Origin of the sequence: Oxobacter pfennigii, from assembly GCF_001317355.1 — a bacterium.
In the GTDB taxonomy this organism is placed as follows: Bacteria; Bacillota; Clostridia; order Clostridiales; family Oxobacteraceae; genus Oxobacter; species Oxobacter pfennigii.
On sequence record NZ_LKET01000039.1, the window covers coordinates 265,725 to 288,342 of the forward strand.

At 41.4% G+C, this 22,618-nt stretch carries 22 protein-coding genes; 19 read left to right on the forward strand and 3 right to left on the reverse strand.

Features of this window, described 5'->3' with window-relative positions:
• Window positions 1-84 precede the first annotated feature (84 nt).
• A complete protein-coding gene (locus tag OXPF_RS14510; protein ID WP_054875938.1) occupies window positions 85-1,434 on the reverse strand; it encodes a sensor histidine kinase in 1,350 nt (449 codons plus the stop codon).
• Complete coding sequence (locus OXPF_RS14515; protein WP_083479973.1) at window positions 1,431-2,147, reverse strand: LytR/AlgR family response regulator transcription factor; 717 nt, start codon at window positions 2,145-2,147, stop codon at window positions 1,431-1,433. Before OXPF_RS14515 ends, OXPF_RS14510 begins: the two co-directional genes overlap by 4 nt.
• A gap of 222 nt (window positions 2,148-2,369) precedes the next feature.
• On the opposite strand from OXPF_RS14515, the gene OXPF_RS14520 reads away from it, so the two are divergent.
• The 13 genes from OXPF_RS14520 to OXPF_RS14585 all read left to right on the forward strand — a co-directional run bounded on the left by OXPF_RS14520 (window position 2,370) and on the right by OXPF_RS14585 (window position 15,136).
• Window positions 2,370-2,669, forward strand: a complete 300-nt coding sequence (locus OXPF_RS14520; RefSeq protein ID WP_054875939.1) for a hypothetical protein — start codon at window positions 2,370-2,372, stop codon at window positions 2,667-2,669.
• 273 nt (window positions 2,670-2,942) lie between these two features.
• A complete protein-coding gene (locus tag OXPF_RS14525) occupies window positions 2,943-3,305 on the forward strand; it encodes a hypothetical protein (protein ID WP_054875940.1) in 363 nt (120 codons plus the stop codon).
• A 22-nt stretch (window positions 3,306-3,327) separates the two neighbouring features.
• Complete coding sequence (locus tag OXPF_RS14530; RefSeq protein ID WP_054875941.1) at window positions 3,328-4,449, forward strand: DUF6765 family protein; 1,122 nt, start codon at window positions 3,328-3,330, stop codon at window positions 4,447-4,449.
• A gap of 44 nt (window positions 4,450-4,493) precedes the next feature.
• Entirely contained in the window at window positions 4,494-5,309 is an 816-nt protein-coding gene (locus OXPF_RS14535; RefSeq protein ID WP_054875942.1) for a PLAT/LH2 domain-containing protein, read from the forward strand.
• Window positions 5,310-5,653: 344 nt separating this feature from the next.
• Complete coding sequence (locus OXPF_RS14540; protein ID WP_054875943.1) at window positions 5,654-6,343, forward strand: response regulator transcription factor; 690 nt, start codon at window positions 5,654-5,656, stop codon at window positions 6,341-6,343.
• On the forward strand, window positions 6,340-7,383 hold the full coding sequence (locus tag OXPF_RS14545; protein WP_054875944.1) for a sensor histidine kinase: 1,044 nt from the start codon (window positions 6,340-6,342) through the stop codon (window positions 7,381-7,383). Before OXPF_RS14540 ends, OXPF_RS14545 begins: the two co-directional genes overlap by 4 nt.
• 127 nt (window positions 7,384-7,510) lie before the next feature.
• Window positions 7,511-8,275, forward strand: coding sequence for an ABC transporter ATP-binding protein (locus OXPF_RS14550; RefSeq protein ID WP_054875945.1), 765 nt, complete (start codon window positions 7,511-7,513; stop codon window positions 8,273-8,275).
• Window positions 8,262-10,214 carry an FtsX-like permease family protein gene (locus OXPF_RS14555; protein ID WP_054875946.1) on the forward strand — a complete coding sequence of 651 codons (1,953 nt, stop codon included), beginning with the start codon at window positions 8,262-8,264 and terminating at the stop codon, window positions 10,212-10,214. Before OXPF_RS14550 ends, OXPF_RS14555 begins: the two co-directional genes overlap by 14 nt.
• A complete protein-coding gene (locus tag OXPF_RS14560; RefSeq protein ID WP_054875947.1) occupies window positions 10,201-11,481 on the forward strand; it encodes a S41 family peptidase in 1,281 nt (426 codons plus the stop codon). The genes OXPF_RS14555 and OXPF_RS14560 overlap by 14 nt, the downstream gene beginning before the upstream one ends.
• 419 nt (window positions 11,482-11,900) lie before the next feature.
• On the forward strand, window positions 11,901-12,497 hold the full coding sequence (locus OXPF_RS14570; protein ID WP_242854419.1) for a sigma-70 family RNA polymerase sigma factor: 597 nt from the start codon (window positions 11,901-11,903) through the stop codon (window positions 12,495-12,497).
• A gap of 1 nt (window position 12,498) precedes the next feature.
• Window positions 12,499-13,557: a DUF4179 domain-containing protein gene (locus OXPF_RS14575; protein WP_054875950.1), complete on the forward strand. Its 1,059-nt coding sequence runs from the start codon at window positions 12,499-12,501 to the stop codon at window positions 13,555-13,557.
• A gap of 267 nt (window positions 13,558-13,824) precedes the next feature.
• On the forward strand, window positions 13,825-14,673 hold the full coding sequence (locus tag OXPF_RS14580; RefSeq protein ID WP_054875951.1) for a S1C family serine protease: 849 nt from the start codon (window positions 13,825-13,827) through the stop codon (window positions 14,671-14,673).
• A 46-nt stretch (window positions 14,674-14,719) separates the two neighbouring features.
• Window positions 14,720-15,136, forward strand: a complete 417-nt coding sequence (locus OXPF_RS14585; RefSeq protein WP_054875952.1) for a RidA family protein — start codon at window positions 14,720-14,722, stop codon at window positions 15,134-15,136.
• Between the two features lie 169 nt (window positions 15,137-15,305).
• Here the strand turns inward: OXPF_RS14585 and OXPF_RS14590 are convergent, their stop codons facing one another.
• On the reverse strand, window positions 15,306-16,178 hold the full coding sequence (locus OXPF_RS14590; RefSeq protein ID WP_054875953.1) for a LysR family transcriptional regulator: 873 nt from the start codon (window positions 16,176-16,178) through the stop codon (window positions 15,306-15,308).
• A 132-nt stretch (window positions 16,179-16,310) separates the two neighbouring features.
• On the opposite strand from OXPF_RS14590, the gene prdC reads away from it, so the two are divergent.
• From prdC to OXPF_RS14620, 6 genes are read left to right on the forward strand one after another with little or no spacing between them, the layout of a single operon-like run.
• Entirely contained in the window at window positions 16,311-17,606 is a 1,296-nt protein-coding gene (gene prdC / locus OXPF_RS14595; RefSeq protein ID WP_054875954.1) for a proline reductase-associated electron transfer protein PrdC, read from the forward strand.
• Window positions 17,607-17,624: 18 nt separating this feature from the next.
• A complete protein-coding gene (prdA, locus tag OXPF_RS14600; RefSeq protein ID WP_054875955.1) occupies window positions 17,625-19,352 on the forward strand; it encodes a D-proline reductase (dithiol) proprotein PrdA in 1,728 nt (575 codons plus the stop codon).
• Window positions 19,349-19,534 (forward strand): CBO2463/CBO2479 domain-containing protein, encoded by a 186-nt coding sequence (locus OXPF_RS14605; protein ID WP_054875956.1) that lies wholly within the window; start codon window positions 19,349-19,351, stop codon window positions 19,532-19,534. Before prdA ends, OXPF_RS14605 begins: the two co-directional genes overlap by 4 nt.
• Before the next feature lie 22 nt (window positions 19,535-19,556).
• Window positions 19,557-20,282, forward strand: a complete 726-nt coding sequence (gene prdB, locus OXPF_RS14610; protein ID WP_054875957.1) for a D-proline reductase (dithiol) protein PrdB — start codon at window positions 19,557-19,559, stop codon at window positions 20,280-20,282.
• A gap of 10 nt (window positions 20,283-20,292) precedes the next feature.
• Window positions 20,293-21,342 carry a proline racemase family protein gene (locus tag OXPF_RS14615; RefSeq protein ID WP_054876161.1) on the forward strand — a complete coding sequence of 350 codons (1,050 nt, stop codon included), beginning with the start codon at window positions 20,293-20,295 and terminating at the stop codon, window positions 21,340-21,342.
• Window positions 21,343-21,383: 41 nt separating this feature from the next.
• A complete protein-coding gene (locus OXPF_RS14620) occupies window positions 21,384-22,598 on the forward strand; it encodes an aspartate aminotransferase family protein (RefSeq protein WP_054875958.1) in 1,215 nt (404 codons plus the stop codon).
• The last annotated feature ends 20 nt before the right edge of the window (window positions 22,599-22,618 follow it).

Below are 22,618 nucleotides of genomic sequence, written 5' to 3' on the forward strand. Positions count from 1 at the left end.
TATTACATGTAAGTGCAATCACATTTTGCACTGAATTTTACTGTTAAGAGGATATCAGTTTCAGACGACATTATTGTCATGAGCCTAAGAAGGGATACCCAGCATAACCGAAGCGTGAAAGGTAAGCCCCTCATGTCCAAATTCAGCGCCGCCGTTATATTTGTTTGCAATGCCTTTGATGCTCTGCAAGCCAATGCCGGTATGATTTTCTTTTAGTGAAAGGTAACGGCGTCCCTCTCGCTTCACCCTTCCGTCAAATCCGTTGTCTACTGCGATGGCAAGCATTTTGCCGGAGCGGATGATGCTCATGCGGATTACCCGGTTTTCTTCCGGCGCACGTAAGGCCGCCTCAATGGCATTTTCCAGGAGATTTCCGAGGAGAACGGAAATATCGGAATTCTGTACGGTGATTTCTGCAGGAAGATCTATTCGGGCTGTAAAAGCTATCTCATTTTCCGTTGCCAGCGTTCTATAATGATTGACAATGGTATTGACGATTGTATGATCACAAAATTTTGCGATTTCATATTCATTTAATGTCCGCACATACCGGTTTAAATAGGTTTCTGCTTCAAGGATGGCTCCGGCGGTCAAAAATCCCTGAAGGACTATGATATGGTGACGAAAATCATGACGTATCCTGCGGCTGTTTTCTATGCTGCCGGTAATCCTGCGGTATTGTTCATCACGAAGGGCCAGCTGATGCTCCATTTGGGTCAGCTGACGCTGAACGGCCAGCTTTTCGTGAGTATGGAAAAAAAGCTTGAAGCAAACAAAATAGATGACAAAGACCGCAATGATCAGGGCAAAATAGAGAAACAACGACATTGGGTTATATATGTTCACGTAATTGATTGGAATAAGTCCGCTTGCCAGCACGGCGAACAGAAGCACCGACAAAAGGGACAGATATCCGCTTTCCTTCCGGCTCAATCCATCGGCCACCGGCTTATAGCCATGTTTGAGCAGCAGCCATAAAAGCGGCAGCGTAACTGCCGTGAAAGCGGCGAGAATAATCAAGCTTGTGCCGTAATAAGGAAGCCCGTCCACTTCTTTTCCCCGATAAAACCATGTTACCAGGATATTGCAGACCGAAACCATGGCCAAAGCACTGGTCATGGTGAAAAAAAAGACAAACAGCTTCTTTTGCCAGATTTCTTTCACCACAAAAATATACCAAATAAGGCAGGGAATCAGGCAGACCATAAAAACAGCGTTGGCATAGTTAAATAAAGCCTGCCCCGGTGGAAAAATCGTTACCAGATAAGTGCAGATCCCGGCGAACAGGGTGCTGAGAAGCAGAATCAGCCCGGCGGTTAAAAGTCCTGCTTTCTTCTTTGAATATCTGAGATGATCAACAAAGGGATATATGCATAAAAAGGCAAAAGGCGCCAGTTGCAGCATACAGCCGAAAAGCATCCGCCCGAAAATCATATTCCGCCCCTCCTTGCAAGATTGAATAAGAAATGCTGGTATTGCGCCTTAAGCTCAGACCTATTTTTCCGTGAAAGAATAATTTCTGTTCCGTCCTTCAACACAATGCGGTCAAAAAAGAAGGACTCAATAAAATTCATGTTGACGATAAAACTGCGTTGTGCCCTCATAAAAACGCTTTCCTCCAGCAATTTTAAAAGCGCGTCTAAGGTCATATATGTCTGAATATGTTTTTTCTCAGTGTGGATAATGGAAATCTTATTGAATATTTCAATATAAATTATGTTCTTCATTAAGATGGGAACTGTGCCCTGTCTGCTTTTTACCTCGAGGAGCCGTTCGGATTCCCGGTCTATTCGTTCCAGACAGCGCTGCATGGCTTCGGCCAGGGCTTCTTCTGTAATAGGCTTTATAAGATAATGGGTGGCGTTCAGGCCAAAGGCTTCCACAGCGTGTTCACGGCTTACCGTCATAAATACCACAGAACAGCGGCTGGTCTTGCGGATTTCCTGCACTGCTTCCGTTCCGCTCATGCCAGTTAGGTAAATATCCATAAACACGATCTCATATTGAACAGACGATTTCAAAAAGTCCTCTCCACAGGAGAAGCAGTCTATGGTAAGGCAAAGATTTCTCTGGCTGCAGTATGTATTAAGCTGTGTCTTTAAGGCTTGACGAGCAGTTACATCGTCATCGCACAAAGCAATTCTCAAAAAACCTTCCCCCTGTCTGCAGTAATCCTGTTTAAAATTATCATGGTGGTTTACTGTCACATCTATAACAAATTGTACCAAAATTTTAGCAAATTCAAAAGAATTCTATTATGTTTCCTGAAATGTATGTTTTCGGGTGTGAAATGAATGCCGGTAATTATCCGATAACTTTTATAATAATAATAAATCAATTAAATTTTAAAATGAAAGGGGTCAAAAATTATGACAAGTGTAGGAAATTGGGTATTGGCAGATTTTACTGCATGCAACCTGCCGGAAAAAGTCGCGACAGGTTTTGGAGAAGCGATGAGCAAGCTCGTTGGGGCGCGGTATACACCGTTGCTTTACGCAGCCTCGCAGATTGTCAACGGTACGAACCACATGATAATCTGCGAAGCTGTTCCCATGACTGTAACTCCTGAGCCCAGGCTTGTTGCTGTCTACATCCACGAGGCTCTGCTGGCATACGGCGGCGACTTCCGATTGTTGTCGGTAAAGCCCATTGAAGTCGGTGCGTTTTAAATGCGATATGCGCATAAGAGGTCAAGGTGGAATGTTCCGCCTTGACCTCTTATGCAGCGTCTTTAGCAGTGGCAGCACATTTATGCAACTACCTTTTCTCCTGCATATGCCAATAAGCCGACGGGGATATGCTTAAATAATCTTTAAGATTTCTTTAAGTTAAGAATCAAATTTCGATGTTATAATGAAAAAAATGGATAATCCCCCAAAAACCTGTAAAACTATGCCATTTTAGAACAACTGGGCAGATTGAAGCAAAAGGAGGGATAAAACATGTCATTTCAGATTGAGTACAATTTTGAGCTTCAGCGAGGTTATGTTGATAAAGACGGAAATATACATAAGAAAGGTATAATGCGATTGGCAACAGCGGCAGATGAAATATTGCCTATGAGAGATGTGCGCGTACAGCAAAACCAGAGTTATCTGAATGTGATAATTTTATCCAGGGTTGTTACCAGATTAGGCGATTTAAAAACGATAGATGCTGAGGTTATCGAAAATCTGTTTACTGCCGATATGGATTATCTGAAGAAATTTTATGAAAGAATCAACAAGGCAAGCTCTCCCAAATATAAATTTGTATGTTCTAAATGCGGTCACGAGAACGAAGCAGACTTGGATTTATTATTGTAATAAGCTATAAGGAGTGAAAAAAATGAATTTGGACTTTCATTATTACGGTACATATATGGCGGCAAGAGTTGCAGGATATTCCAAGGAGGAAGCTCAAATAATCTGTTATGCCGCCCAGCTGGTCGATGATAATACCATTCATACGCAGATAGACAGCTTACCCTTTCAGGAAATAGTCACTTATCGTGACTCTAAAGATATCATAGAAGATGCGGAAAACCCCCTTCCCTATACAAAAGAAGATGAAGCTGCTGCTCGTGAGATTTGGTGTCCTTTCCACTTTTTGCCCGGAAATGAGAATTACAAAGTGCAATATAAAGGAAAGATGTATGCCGGAGTGTCATGGCTGCCTATATGGAATTTTGAACATGATTCAAAACAAAAATTCAAGCTCATGACATTGCCGCAAAGCAGTCTTGCAAATGAAATGATAAACAGAGGTACTGCAAAAGCAACACTGGAGGAAATCGGGCTGAAGATGCATATTTTAGCTGATACATGGGCTCATCAATACTTTGCAGGTACACCGGAGTGGGCAATAAATGATATCCGGCAATCTAAAGGCTTATATGAATTTCAGGATAACACTTGGCATGAAATTCATTGTATCCTTTCGGAAAATGACCTTCCGAAAAATCATCAGTATCAAGTTCCGGGCTTTTCGTCACCCTATTATGTAAGTCCGCGATATCTCGGACATGCACAAATAGGTCACCTTGCCGATTATGGATTTGTTAAATTCAAATATCTTCCCGTTTGGCGAGAAGAATTTAATGGGGAAAGGCATATTGAGCGCGATAATACCGAAGACTTCCTTAAAGCCTTCAGACAAATGGTTGCAGCATTAAGCAAGTTTAAAAAGGGAACGAGTTTTACTGCTTCCGATGACATTAAATTGGAGGATAAAACCGAGGCAGAAATTAAAAGCGTGTTATCCGCGAGAAAAATTGACCAGTCCGAAGAGTGGATAAAAGCTATAAAGAAGCTTTTAGGTGAAGATATTCCTCCTTATGTAATAAATGCCTGGGCAAATAGGTGCAGGGAATCTTCTGATAAAGTCAACACAAATTATGCAAGATTTCATAATGCCGCAAAAGAGCAAAAGGAATTGGTTATGAATTTTATCGGTCAAAACATTAAGTAATCTGAATAAGTCAGAAAAAAATAATTTTTAAAGGAGAGATATAAATGAGTAATAAGTACAATATTTCCATACATACCGGGGATGAGGTATATGCTGGAACAGATTCCAATATATTTATCCAGTTAATAGGCAATAAGGGGATTTCCGAAGAATATAGGCTAAATGGTTTATTAAGCGGGAATGCTTTTGAAAGAAATGATACAAACAAGCTCACACTGGACGTCGGAGCAGATTGCGGCGATATTTACAGGTTAAAAATCAGAAGCGACTGCCGGTACGGAGGAAGCGACTGGTTATTATCCTGGATTGACGTAAAACAGGATAATAATAATGCGCCAATCAGCAGATTTTCATATAATGCATGGATTAAAGACACAGGAGTCAAGGAATTGGATGTTGCGTCAGGACTGACGGTGGAAGATAAAGTAAAGGAACTGTATGAAACCGAATACAGCGGAGAGATAATTACAATACCTGCAAATTCGGAAGCCGATTTCACTTATAAATATACCACCAAATTAGGTATATTGCTGAGTGAAACTGAAATAAGCGAAATAGGTACCTCCACTAATACCTCAGCTGAAGCTTCATATAAAAGCCCAACGGGAGCAGCAGCGAAGGCTGCTATCAGCTTTGGGATAACCACCAAAAAACAGAAAGAATCTCATCAGGAATTAAAGTATGATACCATTGGAGAAAAAGAGATAAAGATACACCTGAAGGCTTCTGATATAGAGAGAAAATACAAGGTCTACTGTACCTATAAAAAGCAGGATCATACATTAAGAATAGGAAGTCTGGTATATAAGGTTCCGGTTATGGAATCAGTTGAAAACTCAGGTTTCGAGGAAATAAAATAAAAGAGGGAGAGGCACAGAATATTGCGCCTTTCTCTATTTTACGGCGGTTTGCCGGTATTGACATTATGTTACAGCCATCTGTTGATGAAAAACGGATGCAAGGCGTAACACTTGTTAGGCAAGAGCCAGGTGTACATTATGGTCTATGCCTAGTGCGTATATTACAAAGGGTTGTTGGAATATAGAATAGAGAAGTGAGTGGGTTCCTGGGAAAGCCTGATATGTTGTGTTATAATCATTGTAAAAGGCTGCTTCATTTCTAACCGAAGGCGCCCCAAAGAATCAAAAAGGCTATTTTCATCTTTGGAATTAATGAAAAAAATGAAATATATGAGGTGAAAAGGATGAACACCAAAAACCGATACCGAATATATGTAGTTGAGGATGACGAGATGCTGGCCGATGAGATATCCCGGCTGCTGGTAAAGTGGGGGTACGAAGTCAGGATAGCGGAAATATTTGATAGCATCCTGGACGAGTTTCTGAACGTAGAACCCCACGTCGTTTTAATGGATGTCAATATCCCCTACTTTGATGGTTTTTATTGGTGTAAGAAAATCAGGGATACCTCCGCCGTCCCAATTATTTATATCTCATCCAGGGACAGCAGCATGGATGTCATAATGGGAATGAATAACGGCGGTGACGACTACTTAACCAAGCCCTTTGACAATACTGTATTAATAGCTAAACTGCAGGCAGTCATCCGCAGAGCCTATGAATATAGTTTCCAGCAATCCAATATCCTTCAATATCAGGGACTTATCGTCCATCTTGAGGAAGGGACGGCGGCCTATGATAATAAAAAATGTGAATTAACCAAAAATGAACTGAAGATTTTAAGGCTCCTCATAGAGAACCAAGGGAAAATAGTTACCCGGGAAGCTTTGATGAGGCGTTTATGGGATGATGAGGTTTATGTCAATGAAAATACTCTGACAGTTAATGTAAATCGCGTAAGGCTTAAGCTGGAGGAACTGGGACTTCAGTCATTTATCACCACCAAAAAAGGAATGGGGTATTTGATTTTATGAAAACAGCAGACTATATCAAGGGACAATGGGAATGGATAGCCAGCCAGGCGGGCATTATTATCCTGGTTAATTTAATTTTACTGACAAGCACTCCCCTGGCAAAAACACTGGGGGAGATTTTTTATCTTGATTTACTGGTTATTTTCATATCCGCTGCGGGGTATTTCTTTCATTATCGTCGGTTGAATAAGGCTTATATGAAAGCCAGGAAAACTATGCTGGAAGGCCAGGATACCGACTGGCTCTTAAGTGAGCCTTCAGCCATAGAAGAAAAGGATATCCCGGAAATCAGGCTTTTAAAAGAACTGCTGGAGTATAAAAATGAGGCTTTCTTCCTAAAAGAAGAAAGCTACAGGCAACGGATGAATGATTTAAAAGATTATCTCACCCAGACCGTCCATGATTTGAAAGTGAACCTATCCATATGTGAAATGGTTGTGGGACGTCTGAAAAGTGAAACGGATATCTCAAATAAACTGACATTTCAAATCGAGCAGATGAAATTCCGGATTAATCAGGCCTTATCCATTACCAGGGCCAATCACTACAGCGAGGATATTGTTTCGGAAAATGTTGACCTGGGACAAATCGTCAAAGAGGCCATCAGCGATAACGCTGAATTTTTTATAGCCAAGGATATCAGTATTCAGAGTAGCGTAAAGCCCTATCATTTTATCAGCGATAAAAAATGGATTAATTATATCGTCTCTCAGATTCTTAATAACAGCAGCAAGTATACGGAAAAGAAGGGTGAAATAGTCATAAGCAGTCAGGAAGATGAGTGGGGATATCATCTGTATCTGAAGGATAACGGCATAGGAATTCCCAAAGAAGAACTGGGACGGGTATTTGATAAAGGGTTTACCGGCAGCAACGGCAGAAAAAGCTCCAAGTCTACTGGTATGGGCATGTACTACGCCAAAAAAATGGCCGATACCTTAGGGATAGGTCTGAAGGTACAGAGTGAACAAGGGGTTTATACCGAATTCGTTGTATCCTTCTACAAGCTGTCCGATTATATGAAGCGCCAGCGCAGCTAAAGTTACAAAAAAGTCACATTCCATTTCCAAAATGTCATTCAGAACTATGGAACCGAAGGGGAAACAATTTTACAATAAAAGCAAATACTATCCCGTAAAAGCATGGGAATGACAGGGAGGAAGTTTTATGTTTTCGATAATTGAGATAAAGAACCTGACCAAGCTATATGGACAAAAGGGAGCTGTTTGCCGTGCACTCCATGAGGTCAATTTTGAGGTAGAGGCAGGTGCCTTTGTGGCTGTCATGGGCCCATCCGGCTCCGGAAAGACGACCTTGCTTAACATCATTTCTACCATTGATAAGCCGTCTCAAGGCCAGGTGATTATTGACGGCCGCGACACAGGGGCTCTAAGAGAAAAAGAACTGGCCTTGTTTCGCAGAGATACAATTGGGTTTGTCTTTCAGGAGTTTAATTTGCTGGATAATATGACTATCCGGGATAATATCGCCTTGCCTTTAACTCTTAATAATATAAATGCTGAAAAGATTTTGCACCGGGTCAGGGAGCTGACAGCGCTGTTCGGTATAGACAACCAGCTTGATAAATATCCCTACCAGCTTTCAGGCGGGCAAAAGCAAAGAGCGGCTGTCTGCCGTGCTCTGGTCAACCAACCTAAAATACTGTTTGCCGACGAGCCTACCGGTGCGCTGGACTCTAAAGCGGCATCCGAGCTTTTAGCCTGTTTTCAAAATGTCAGAAGCAGGTACAAAACGACGGTGGTGATGGTAACCCATGATGCGTCTGCCGCCAGCTACTGCGACCGGGTGATGTTTTTAAAAGACGGGATGATCAGCGGTAAACTGGAGACAAACGGCAATACCGAAGAATTCTTTAAAAAGATTCTGAATATGGTGGCCTTGCTGGGAGGTGAAAGGAATGAACTCCTTTAAAATTTCCTGGCTGCTCTTTAAGAACAACCTGAAACTCTACCGGTTTTACTTAACGGTCCTCACCCTTACGACGGCCATCTATTATAATTTTCTGGCGGTCAATTACAATCCTTACCTGCAGGTTCTCGGTGAGCAGTATATATTTGCACAGGCAGCTAGTTCTCTGTGCAGTATCATCCTGCTTCTTACTGTGATGTCGTTTATGTTCCATGCAAATAACTTTTTTTACAAGCTGCGTTATAAAGAAATCGGCACCTACATGCTCATGGGCATTCCAGGCAATAAAATCGGAGCAGTCTTTGCGCTGGAAAGTATACTGCTGGGTGGAACGGCAGTTATTACCGGACTGCCTATTGGCCTGCTGTTTTCCAAACTGTTCTTTATGCTGCTTGGAAATGCCATGATTCTGAATATTCAGATTCCCTTTTATATTCCGCATAAGGCTGTCGGCATGCTGCTTCTGATATTTGCCTTCATCATTCTTTTAATGGGCATTAAAAATTACCTTAGGGTCCGCAGGAGCAGGCTTATTGAAATACTGAATGTATCGAAGAAAGAACAGCAGTTGCCTAAAATCAGGTGGATTCGCGGCATTACCGGCATGGCTTGCATAACTGCGGCTTATTATATATCCCTGAATATATTTGACTTACCCTTTGATTTGAGGATGGATTTTTTTCAGGCTACGGTTTTAGTTCTGATCCTTATCTGTATCGGTACCTATTTATTCTTCGGCAGTTTTTTAGCCATTGTCCTTAACGCACTGATTCAGAAGAAAAAAGTCATTTATAAAAGGTCAAGACTGGTGAGCTTCAGCAATACGTTATTCAGTATGGGCACAAATTACCGCAGCTTCTCCATGACAGCGATTTTATGCGCCTCAACTTTGGCTGCCTTCAGCGGTAGCCTTGCACTTAAATATTTTGCCGACACCAATACGGCTGTCGAAGCGCCTTACAGCATCTCTTATTTCGATCAGGATGAGGCTACGAACAAAAAAATCAGAGAGCTGATTCAAGAATCTTCGCATCAGATTCTTGCCGAGCACGCTTCCAATTTTCTGATAGGTAATGTGTCCTATAACTACGTCTACGGAGAACGTACCGGGACCTGCTTGATCACCAGTATTTCCGAGGTTAAAAAGTCATTAATGATAACCCGGCCTAAGGATTATCAGCAAATATTAAAGACTATTGAACTTAGGGATAATGAGACGGTAAAAATATTACACTCCAATCTGGTCTTTTCAGGCATTAGTTACGTCGGACAGGATTTCGTTATGGAAGGTAGAAGCTACGTCTTAAAAAAAGAGGTAAAGCTGCCCTTTATCGGTCAACTGGGAGGTATCGGCAAATATGATACCTATATCGTCACGGATAAGCAATACAGCGAATTAAAGGAAAATGGCAAAGAGATGACTCTGTACGGCATCAATATTACCCAACCGGAGGATAGCATAGAACTGGTGGGAAAAATTGCCGGGGTAATGAAAAACCCTGGAGAAAATCTGAACAGCTATGCCGGACAGTATCAATACAAATACTATTTAATTGGAGCTTTTTATTTCATGGGACTGGTGATGTCTATCGTCTTTGTGATCTCTACCTTCAGCACTATGTATTTTAAGATTTTAAGCGATGCCATCCTGGACCGGGAACAGTATAGGATTCTCATGAAAATCGGAATGACGGAACAGGAAGTCGCTAAAAGCATTTATACTCAGGTAGGTATCGCCTTTATCCTGCCGGTCCTATTGGGAATTATTCATGGGGTTATGGCAATTAAAGCCCTTGAATCTTTCATTCATTATCAATTCACCGGCAGTATCATAACTGGAGTAGTTGTTTTAATCCTGGTGATGGCAGGCTTCTACCTTTTTATAAGCAAGAGATACCGGAATATGGTGGTAAAGGGGTGGAATATCTATGAAACAGCTTAATTTAAGAAAGGCATGCTCCTTTACTAAGGTCCCTTATGCTCTTGCCATTATATTTATAGTAACAATTATGCTTTTGCCGACAGGCTGCAGCCGCGTCCCTTCAACCGACCCTTATCTGGCTGAAGACAGGGACACCGGTTGGGTAAAGGATATCACCTATCTAGAAGAAACACTGCCGAAAGTCCATAAGAATCTGTATTTTAACCTCTCCGAGCAAGACTTTCTTCAGCAGCTGGAAGAGCTAAAGAACAAAGTTCCAGTATATTCGGATGAGCAGATGGAGATAGCTCTAAACGTTATTCTGGCCGGTATGGGAGATACCCATACCGGATCCAATATAAGTTCGGAATACCGGTATCCGCTTGAGCTTCATTGGTTTGCCGAGGGCATCTATATTATGGGTACAAGTAAAGAATATCAGGAATTACTGAATGCCAGAATAATCACCTTAAACGGTAAGAAAATTGAAGAAGCGGCCGATATGCTAAGACCTCTACTGGCGGGTGCCAATGAAAGCTGGTTTAAGACCCAGGTTATCTATTATCTGCCCATGCCGGGCGTACTGAAATATTTTGGCTTAAGCAAGGAAGATGAAATCGGACTGGATGTGGAACTGGAAAACGGTAAAATGCAGACGGTGAAATTAAAACCAATAAGTCATAAAGATTATGTGCCCACCGAAGGTCTGACAGAATCCGTCCCTCTTTATAAGAGCCGTCCGGATGAAAATTATTGGTATGAATATTTAGAAGACGAGAAAATCATTTATTTTAACTACAGCAGTTGCCGACAAATGAGAGATAAACCTTTTGAAATTTTCCGTAAGGAGTTCTGGCACTTTGTAAAAAGCCATGAAGTCAACAAGCTTGTTATTGATATCAGGGAAAATCGCGGCGGTATCTCCACCATCCTGGACCCTTTCATCAAGGAAGTGAAAAACAGCGATTTTAACCAGCAAGGCAAATTATATGTGATCACAGGAAAGAATACTTTTTCTTCTGCTGTTTTGAATGCTGTAAGTTTGAAGAAAAAAACCAAGGCCTATTTTGTAGGAGAAGCTACGGGCGGTGAGCCAAACCACTACGGAGAAGTAAAACAATTCAAGCTGCCTAACAGTGAAATAACCATCCGATATTCGACGAAGTATTTCCATTGGTTGGATCAGGATGTCAACACGCTGGAGCCGGATAAGGTGATTGAAGAAACTTTTGACGACTACCGACAAGGGGCGGTTCCGGTGCTGGAGTGGATAATAAATAGGAATTGATTGCTGAACTCCTTAGAGGCTTTTTGCCAGGATGGGGCAGGAATGAGTTTTAAATACGAGTATATAATACTGCTATCAGCAGCAGTATCATAGGCCATGTTTTTTTCGAGAACCATGGCCTATTTTTTATATGATTGGAAAGTCTCTCTTTCCTATCATATAAAAAACGAGGATGCAAAGGATGGGACGTCTTGCCGTCAAGGAGGTGCTTCGAAGGGGGACATAGGTCTCCCTTTGGTAAGTTGCGCAGCAACTTTTTTATTGGGCAGTGTAAAATTTGAGGAAACAAAATATTAAAGGCGAACAAGACAAGGCGTATCTTTTGTAATGAAGCTCGTTAGAGGTAGATTGCCATATAAATCTTAAAAAAATATATATTTGAATTCGATAGATTTTCATTACTAAATACGAAGTATTGTGTGAAGACAAAAATATCTACATGTAGAAGTAAAGAAAAAGGAGGTGGGCCATTGAAAATAACCGAAGATAATTTCATTGTGCAGATGAAAAAGAGGAATGAGAAAGCCCTGGAGTATGTTATTGATAACTATGCCTGGATTCTTAAAACCGTTATAAAAAAACATTTATTTTACCTTCCTGACCTTTATGAAGAGTGTATAAATGATTGTCTTCTGGCTATTTGGAATAATATTTACCTTTATGTCCCTGAAAGAAACAGCTTTAAAAATTGGATAGGTGGAATTGCTAAATATAAATCCATAGATTATCTGAGAAAACACTTAAGGGATTTGGAAAATGAGAACATAGATGATGTAACAATATCTGTGGAAGACAACTCACTAAAGTCAGTATTAACCAGAGAGCTTGAGGAAGAAACGGAAAAAGTTCTAAACAGTTTATCTCAAGAGACCAGGGAAATTTTCAAGCAATTGTATTTTGAAGGGAAAGATATAGATGAATTAGCCGAGGCCACCGGATTCAGTAAATCTGTCTTATATAACAGAATTTCCAGGGGAAAGAAGAAAATCCGAAAGGAAATGCGAGGAGGGCATTGATATGAAGAATGCTAAAAATATATATGAGCTCCTGAATCATATAGAAATCAATCTTGAGGATTACGCCAAAGAGGAACTTAATGACATGGAAAAGCAGAAGCTAAGAAAGGCATTTAAAAGAAGGCAAAATAGGATATTCAATTCTAAAAAAATTGGTGTGGTCGCTGTAGCCTTGCTGCTGGCCCTAGGGTTTTTTACCCAAACAGATTTGGGTAAAGCGGTATATGCCGCAACAGAAAATAAGCTTGCGGAAATATCTTATTCCATCGGTGAAGCCCTTGGCATTGAAAAAAATATTGAACCCTATTCCAATGTAGTCAATCAAGTGGTGGAAAGCAACGGCATAGAGATGAAATTAACCGATGCAATTATTGATAAAGATGAGCTGATTTTATCCATAATCACCAATACAAATAAACCCGTTGAGGGGATTAATTTTGATTACGATATTTTTATCAACGGAAAGAAAATAATGAGATACGGTGCAACCGGAGTCGGAGGGGCAATTGATGATTCCAAAACCCGTTTTTTCAGCGCCTATTCGGTAAATATAGCCGGCATTGACACTGCGGAAAATATCAATATAAAAGTCGCGTTAAAAAATTTAACCTATTATACGGGTAATGCCTCCACAGATAAAGTTAAAGGTAAATGGGAATTTGAATTTACGGCAAACGGCAGCGAATTAACTGCCAATACTTATACCGTAGCCTTAGATTACGCATTTAATATCGGAAATGAAAAATATACTTTGGAGGAGTTCAGATATAATCCTGTCAATCAGAAAATTTTTGGTAAAGTGAAGGACCGGTCTGAGCGTTCCTATGAGATTGATTTAAGAGGCAAGGACAATTTAGGAAACGAAGTGGAATTTTTCCTCACAAGCGTATCAGGTGAAGATTTAGTATTTAAATATCAAAATCTGGATGGTGATTTATCTGATGAAATCACAGCCATTACGTTAACCCCATATGCGGCAAGGCTTCCTGAAAAAAGCGGCAGGAGCGGCGATAACTGGGAACAGGCGGGAGAGACCTTTACTATATCTTTAAACCAATAACAAGATGAGCTTTAGAAGGCTGTCTGATTAACATCAAAGCCGGCAGGGGAGAAACTAATCCTGCCGGCTTTGACGTTATCCTGATAATTTTTGAAAAGCCATGATACCGTCAGATATACCCGAAACCAATCAGTAATATAATTCCAGGCCTTTTGTATTTATAGTATAATAGTTTTATATAATAATCAAAACCCTATGTATAGAATGTTGTTAACAGTGAATTTTTAAGGGATAAAATCTAAAAGCCGGTAAAAAGGGGGGATGCATATGAAAAGAAATCAAAAAACAGCTCTTAATATTGCAATAGCCGTTTTTATGGTGCTTATTTCCTTTTTTCTTCCTTCAATTAAATCCTCTCTGAACCAGGCGATGAACAGAGAATTTATAGAAAAAGCCGGTAAATATGCACTTTCAGCAAATATAAAGATAGTTCAGCTGGAATACAGTAATGGCGAAAATATCAGCTCCATATCGGTTTCAGCAGGCACCAGCGGAGTGATTATCCGCAAGGAAGGCGATAAGTACTATGCCCTTACAGCCAAACATGTGATTGAAGAATCTGATGATATGGATAAAACTCAGATTGTCGTTATGGGATATGATGATTTAGACTACGCGGATTCACTTAAGAAAGGCGGAGAATTTCAGGGGATAGCTGATTATTATAAGCAATTTTCTCAGGCCGCAGTGGAATATTCAAATGATAAATACGACTTGGCAGTAATCAGTTTTAGCGCGGATGAGGTTTATAACGTTCTGCCGGTTGCAGATGAAATACCCAGGTACGGAGATGTAATCGCATCCATGAGTAATCCATATGATAAAAGAAATATTATTACTGCCGGAAAAATAAGCAGCAGAAAACCGGTACCCTTTGGTGATGAAGCCGGAAAGTTGCAATATCCGATTATCAAGCATACGGCTGCATTATCCCAGGGAAGCAGCGGCAGCGCTTTGCTTAACGAAAACCTGGAAATTGCGGGGATAAATTTAGGAGGCAGCGAGAACATATTACGGCAGTACATTTCCGGAATGGCTATGCCCAATGATCTTATTCTTAATTTTTTAGAAGAATGGGAACATTATCGGAGTGAAAGGAAGGTCCGGGGCGATTAAATAACATGGAAAAATAAAATGAGATTTGCTCGAAAGGAGAAATAAAATGAGTGAATTTAAAATGAAGCATAATAATCCGGAGGGTTTATTTTCATCAAAGGTCTTTACGCAAATGATCACAGTTAGCGGTAATGCTAAGACAATTTACATAGGCGGACAGAATGCAGTAAATGAAAATGGAGAGCTGGTTGGACAGGATGATCTTGAACTCCAGACGAGACAAACCCTGAAGAATATTGGGGTTATTTTGGCATCTGAGCATGCGAGCTTTAAAAATCTTATTAAACTCAACATCTATTTATTAAATGGATGCGACCCTCGAGTCGGCCTGGAAGCATTCCAGGAATATGCCGGTGAAATGAAAAATCCGCCGTTAATCACCGTATTATTTGTAGCAGGGCTTGCACGTCCGGGCTGCCTGATTGAAATAGATGGAATTGCAGCCGTGGAAAATGATAAATAAAGTATAGCAAAAGAATATTAAGGGGTTGTTTCACTGAACTTATTATGAACGGCAATGCCTATGACGGCTTTTCCGAAGAACTGAAGCAAAAATATGGGGTATTAGGCATAGACCAATAGATTCAAGCCATACCAAGGAATCTTTCTGCTTTATTTGATAATCAATAAGCTTACTTATTCTCAACAATACGCTTAGTGTATTGAAGGAATTTTTTAGCGGCAGGGGAAATATTTTTGATAGATTTAATCCCTATTCCTAATGAACGGTATGAGTAGGGTTCAAGTAGGATGGCTGTGATATTGCTTTGCATACCCTGTATTATTAAATTGGGGAGGATGCTTATTCCAAGGCGGTTTGCCACCATTGAAATTATGGCATGGTCGTCCGTTGAAGAAAAGCGGATGTAAGGCGTAACATTTGCCTTTTCCAGAGCAAGGTGCACATCATGGTCTATGCCTTGGGCGGACATAACAAAGGGCTGATTGTGAAAAGCCGAAATGGGATAGCTTCCATTCTCGGGTACAGGAGAACCTTTAGGCAGTATTGCCATTAAAGGGTCTTCATCTAAAGGCACCCAATCAAACTTCTGAGTGTCTCTTTTGCTTAAGAAGCCAAAATCCACATTATTATATTCTATCCACGATTCTATCTCGTCAATTCCACCTTCCTTCATATGTATATCTATACCGGGGAAATCCTTCTGGAATTCGAACATAATCTTGGGAAGCCAGTTTATAGCGATGCTGGAGTAAGTACCTATGGTAATAGAACCTGTATTTAAGCCGTGAAGCGCACTTATGGTCTGTTCCAAGCGAGAATTATCCGATAAAAGCTGCCTTATTAAAGGCACTATTTTTTTGCCGTTTTCAGTCAGGGATACACCGCGCCTTGTACGTACAAAGAGCGGAAATCCAATCTCATCTTCCAGCCCTTTTATAATGTGACTGACGCCGGATTGGGTGTATCCAAGACGTTCGGCACTTATTGTGAAATTACCCGTCTCTGCCACCGATGCCAGCAGCTCATATTTTTTCAGGTCCATTCCCGCTTCCTCCATTAAAAGTATGTGACATGAATAAAACTAATGTCTGATGCATAAAACTGTAATTTTACTATTATCTATAGGGGGATTATAATTGATTAAAATAAAAAAAGCAACATAGGAATGGGAATTATGAATATTTATAAATTTTTATTAAAACAGCATATAGGAGCACCGGCAGTGCCCATTGTAAAAGAGGGCGGCTTTGTAAATCGCGGCGAGCTAATTGCCGCAAAGGCTCTAGGCGTCAGTACTATAAGCGCTAACATTCACTCCAGCGTAAGAGGAAAAGTCATTTCCATTAACGAAGACTCAATTGAAATTTCTGCTGATAATGAAGCAGATGTTGGCAATTATATAAAATTAAAATCCTTAACTCCTCTTGAACTGGTGGAAGAAGCAGGCATCGTAGGCTTAGGCGGAGCAGGCTTTCCCACTCACATCAAACTTTCAAACCCATTAAAGCCGGGCGGAACTGTCATTTTAAATGCCGTGGAATGCGAACCCATACTGGGACACAATATCCTTATGATAGAGAATAAGGCCCGAAAAGTTATAAGAGGTCTTCATATTGCCATGGAAATAGTTCAGGCAAAGCAGGGCAAGGTTGCTGTGAAGGAAAAGCATAAAGAGGCCATCGAAGCTCTTGAAAAAGCCGTTGATGATTACAACATAGAGATTTGCCCTCTTCCGGATATGTATCCTGTGGGAGAAGAAAGGGCGATTATCAGGGAATTGCAAGGTCAGCTTTTAAATATTAATGAACTCCCCTCAAGTGCAAATTCTATTGTCATAAATGCTGAAACAGCTTACAGGGTTTATGAGGCAGTAGACATGAAAAAGCCTTTGATAGACAAAAGCATTACCGTTGCTGGCAAGCTTAAGGGTGCTTCCATTCAAATTTTTGAAGATGTTCCCATTGGTACAAAGGTCAGCACGCTTTTAGAAAATGCCGGCGGCTGCAGGGAGGACTACGGCGAGCTAATAATGGGAGGACCATTTACGGGAAAGAGAACAACAATGGATTGCCCTGTTGTTAAAACTACCGGAGGGATTTTGGCTACCGAATGTTTTCCTAAAGGTCCTGAAAAACTGGGACTTCTGGTTTGTGCATGCGGGGCGGATGAGAAAAGAATGATAGAAATTGCTAAGGACATGGGGTCACATGTTACAGGAATAGAATACTGCAAGCAGGCACAAAAGGTAAATCAGGCATATAAATGCGAAAATCCGGGTAAATGTCCCGGACAGGCAGGGAAAGTTATAGCTTTAAAAAAGACAGGGGCAGAAAGCTTATTGATAGGTAATTGCACAGATTGCACCAATACTGTTATGTCCTGTGCTCCTCAGATGAAGCTTGCTGTTTATCATATCACCGACGGTGCTTTAAGGGCAGTTAATCACAAATTGATACGAAGATTGAAATAAAGTTTGGAGGTAAAAGATATGTCTATTACTAAGGAAACATTACAAAAGCATTTGAATGACCCGGCGATATTTTGCTGCCGGAGAAAAAAGGGCACTATGATTGGTGCGGAGGATTTGGAAGACCCGGAATTATTCGATGATATGGCGGAAGCCGGACTGCTAACATTAAGCGATGACGGGTTGACCATCGCCCAGGTACTTGGAAAAACTCTTGTTACAGATTGCGAAGCTCTCCAGTCCATAAAGGCAGAAATGCTGGATGGAGTAAATGAGATATCGGAACCTGCTCCAAAACCATCTGCAGCTGCTTCCGAAATATCCTCCACAGCACATTCAAACAACATGATTCATATTGAGATTCAGAAGCTTGAAGGCTTAAAGCTTGATATACCCGTAGGTATGCTAAATATCAATCATGTTTTCGAAGCAGTTAAGCAGCCTAAAACAGTTGTTGAAGATAAGGTTATAAGGACATTGACCAAAAAGTATTTCAAGGTAAATGAAGTTAAGCTGGGTGTTAAAACATCATTTGAAGGCGGAGTGCTGACAATCGGTGAAGAGGTTATAGAAAAAGCCCTTAAGTCAAATCCTCTTGTAAAGGATTTGAAGGTGGACATCATAACGCCGGACAACAAGCACATATACACCGAAACCATAATGGATGTATGCCCTGTCTCCACAAAGATTGGAGGAAAGATTGGAGAAGGAGTTTCACATGTACTGGACGGAGTTGTTTTCATGCTGACTGGTGTCGATGAGGATGGGGTTCAGGTACACGAATTCGGTTCATCCGAAGGCTACCTGGATGAAAAAATGGCATTTGGAAGACCGGGATGTGCTGATGAGGATGACATTATAATCAGGATACATGCAGTAATCCGCCGCGGAACGGGAATGGAAAGAAAGGGACCTTATGCCGCCCATTCTGCGGAAGATGTGATTATACAGGAAGTAAGAGATGCAATAAAAAATACAAAGGAACCTGTTAATAAAGAAGAAGTGTGCAAAGACATAAAGAAAACCGGACGTCCCAGAGTGGTTCTTGTAAAGGAAATCATGGGCCAGGGTGCAATGCATGATAATGTTCTTTGTCCCATAGAACCGGCGGGAGTACATGGAGGCTGCATGAACGTAGACCTTGGAAACGTTCCCGTCATGCTTACCCCAAATCAGGTAAGGGACGGTGCTATTCACGCATTGACCTGCATAGGACCGGCTACAAAGGAAATGACCCGCCATTATTTCAGGGAGCCTCTGGTGGAAGGCCTGGCAGAGGATGGTGAATTAAATCTTGTAGGAGTTGTATTTGTAGGCAGTCCTCAGGTTAACGATGAGAAAATGTATGTATCCGAGCGCCTTGGCACTTTGGTTGAAACCCTGGATGTGGAAGGCGCAATTGTTACTACCGAAGGCTTTGGAAACAATCACATAGATTTTGCTTCCCATATTGAGCAAATAGGTATGAGAGGAGTTCCCGTTGTGGGCGTGTCCTTCTGCGCATACCAGGGACAGCTGGTGGTAGGCAACAAATATATGGATGCAATGGTAGAAATTAATAAGGATAAAGAAGGCTTTGAAAATGAGGTTGCAGGCTGCAGCTCCATAACAAAAGCTGACGCCGACAGGGCAATTCTTATGCTGAAAACTAAAATGGCGGGAATTCCCATTGAGCCGGCCGACCACAAGTGGAGTCAGGAAGTTATAGATAAAAATCAGAAAATAGTAAACGGGGTTTTGGCAAAATGATGGAGCTGAATCCCATATTGATGAAGGGTAAAATCGTTGAAGTAAATGATACCGCCATTAAGGTAGATGTCCAGGGGAGGCTTGGTGTTATATGCGTTCCATTAAGATGGGTATTTACCGAAAAAAGGCTTGAATTGGGCCAGCAGGTGGAATTTTACTTCAGTTATATGCGAACCATTTGATATTTAAGGAGGGCATTTTCATATGAAACTAACTACAGCCATAGGATTAAAATCCGAAATTTTTGTACCCATTACGCCTAAACCCGTCTGGACGCCCCTTACAAAGCCATTGAACCAGTGTAAGGTAGCCTTTATAACAGCGGGAGGTATACACCAAAAAGTCCAGGAGCCATTCAATACGGCAGGTGACTACAGCTACCGGCCCATTCCGTCGGATATGTCAACATCTGAATTAATGGTTACCCACGGCGGCTTTGATAATTCCGACATCAATAAAGACGTAAATGCGATGTTCCCTTTAGACAGATTAAGAGAATTGGTGGCCGAAGGTTTTATAGGCAGCCTGGCCGAGGAAATGTACGGATTCATGGGCGGCGGCGGAAATATCGAAAAATTTAAAAATGAAACCGGACCGGAAATTGCTGCAAGGCTTAAAGCCCAGGGAGTTGATGTAGTATTGTGCACAGGAGGCTGCGGAACCTGCCACCGCTCTGCAACAATAGTAACCCGTGCCTGCGAGGAAGCAGGCATGTCCTGTATTGTAATTGCGGCCTTGCCGCCTATCGCACAGCAGCAGGGTGCTCCGCGTATAGCTGCAGCCCATGTGCCAATAGGCTCCAATGCAGGAGAACCAAACAATGTTGAAATGCAGACAGGAATTTTAAAAGATTCGCTCCAATGCGTAAGTGACTTTGACCATTTCGGACAGATAAAGCTGCTTCCTTATGAATACAGGCATAATGTTTAAAGGTGCAACGATGGATCTAGTGCCGAAACTCATAATTAATGAGACAAAAGAAAAAACTTTTCTTGCGGTGGATACCCATACAATGGGAGAGCCTACGAGAATTATCATGGAGGGTTTCCCGAAATTACAGGGTGAAACCATGATGGAGCGAAAATGGTTTCTGGAGAAAAACTACGACCACTACAGGACAGCTCTTATGCTGGAACCCAGAGGACACAGGGATATGTTCGGTGCTTTGATAACCGAACCTGTAAGTGGAGAAGCCAATTTAGGGATCATATTCATGGACAGCTCAGGATATCTTAATATGTGCGGCCATGGAAGCATAGCAGCAGCTACTGTAGCGGTGGAGGCAGGGCTGGTTGAAGTAGTAGAGCCCTATACAGAAGTTGTTCTGGAAGCTCCGGCAGGTATTATAAGAACTAAAGTTATGGTCGAAAACGGATGTGCCAAAGAGGTAAGCTTCTTAAATGTACCCTCCTTTGTGTATCAGGAAGGCCTTGAGATACACGTGCAGGGTTATGGATTTATATCGGTGGATATCTCATTTGGCGGCAGTTTTTTTGCCCTTGTGGATTCTAAAAAAATCGGAATATCGATTGTCCAGGAGAATTTAAGTCTTTTGACCGACCTGGCCATGAATCTTTTAGACAAAATAAACAACTCCGTTGATATTAAACATCCTTATTTAGATATCACCACGGTGGATTTGGTTGAGTTTTATGGAAAGGCTGACAATCCGAATGCCCATTTAAAAAACGTGGTGATATTTGGCGATGCCCAGGTGGACCGCTCACCCTGCGGCACCGGAACCTGTGCAAAGCTGGCATGGCTTTATGAAAAAAATAAAATAAGGCTGGATGAGGAATTTATATATGAAAGCATAACAGGTTCCATGTTTAAGGGAGTTGTCACAAGGGAAGTGGAGATAGCCGGTAAAAGGGGAATTATACCGCAGATAACGGGCAGTGCTTTTGTAACCGGGATGAACCGGCTTATATTGAGCAGCCACGACCCGCAGAAATATGGCTTCATAATGGGGAAGAAAACAGTGATATAAAATGAGGAAGTATTTTAATTAGTTAAATAGGGGGATGAGACATGAAACTTCAGGATTGGGGATTGACAGCAGAAGATATAAAAGCTCTGGCTGGTAAATATATGATAGATACCTATGAGCGCTTTGATTTTGTGTGTGTTACTGCAAGAGGGATGTATCTTTATGATGAAAAGGGAGATGCGTATCTTGATTTTTACGGAGGTATTGCCGTTAACAGTACAGGAAACTGCAATGAAAAAGTGGTGGCAGCGGTTAAGGATCAGGTAGAAGACGTAATTCATACCTTCAACTATCCTTATACCATACCGCAGGTTCTTTTGGCACAGAAAATCTGCGAGACCATAGGGATGGATAAGATATTTTTTCAAAGCACCGGAACGGAAGCAAATGAGGCCATGATAAAAATGGCGAGGAAATTCGGTGTTGAGAAATACGGACCTCACAAATACCATATAATAACTGCAAAAAACAGCTTTCACGGCAGAACCTACGGTTCCCTGGCAGCAACGGGACAGCCGGATAATGCCTGTCAGAAAGGCTTTAAGCCCATGCTGCCTGGATTTTCTTATGCGGATTTTAACGACCTTGAATCCTTCAAGTCTCAGATATCGGAAAATACCATAGCTATTATGGTGGAGCCTGTACAGGGGGAAGGCGGAGTAAATCCTGCATCTTTAGAATTTATGAGAGGCTTAAGAAAGCTGTGTGATGATAACGGGCTTCTCCTTCTGCTGGATGAAATACAGACGGGATGGTGCAGGACGGGCAAGGTAATGGCATTTATGAATTACGATATCAAGCCGGACATAGTATCAATGGCAAAGGCCATGGGCGGCGGGATGCCCATATCAGCCATTTGTGCAACAGAGGAAGCAGCAAAAGCTTTTACCATAGGTTCCCATGGCACAACCTACGGCGGAAATCCGGTATGCTGTGCTGCGGCATTGGCGCAGATTAACCAGCTTTTAGATAAAAAATTAGCTCAAAATGCTGAAGGTACAGGAAATTATCTTATGAATAAATTAAAGGACCTCCCTCATATAAAAGAGGTTCGCGGCATGGGTCTCTTAGTGGGAGTTGAATTTGATGCACCTTTTGGCAAAGCCATAAAGCACGGCTGCCTCGATAGAAAACTCTTGGTAACACTTATAGGAAACTCGGTTATTCGGATGGTGCCGCCCCTTATTGCTACAAAAGAACATTGCTATAAAGCCTATGAAATATTAAAAGAAGCCGTTGAAGAAGCATATCGTTAAACTAAATCCCAAGAGTAAAT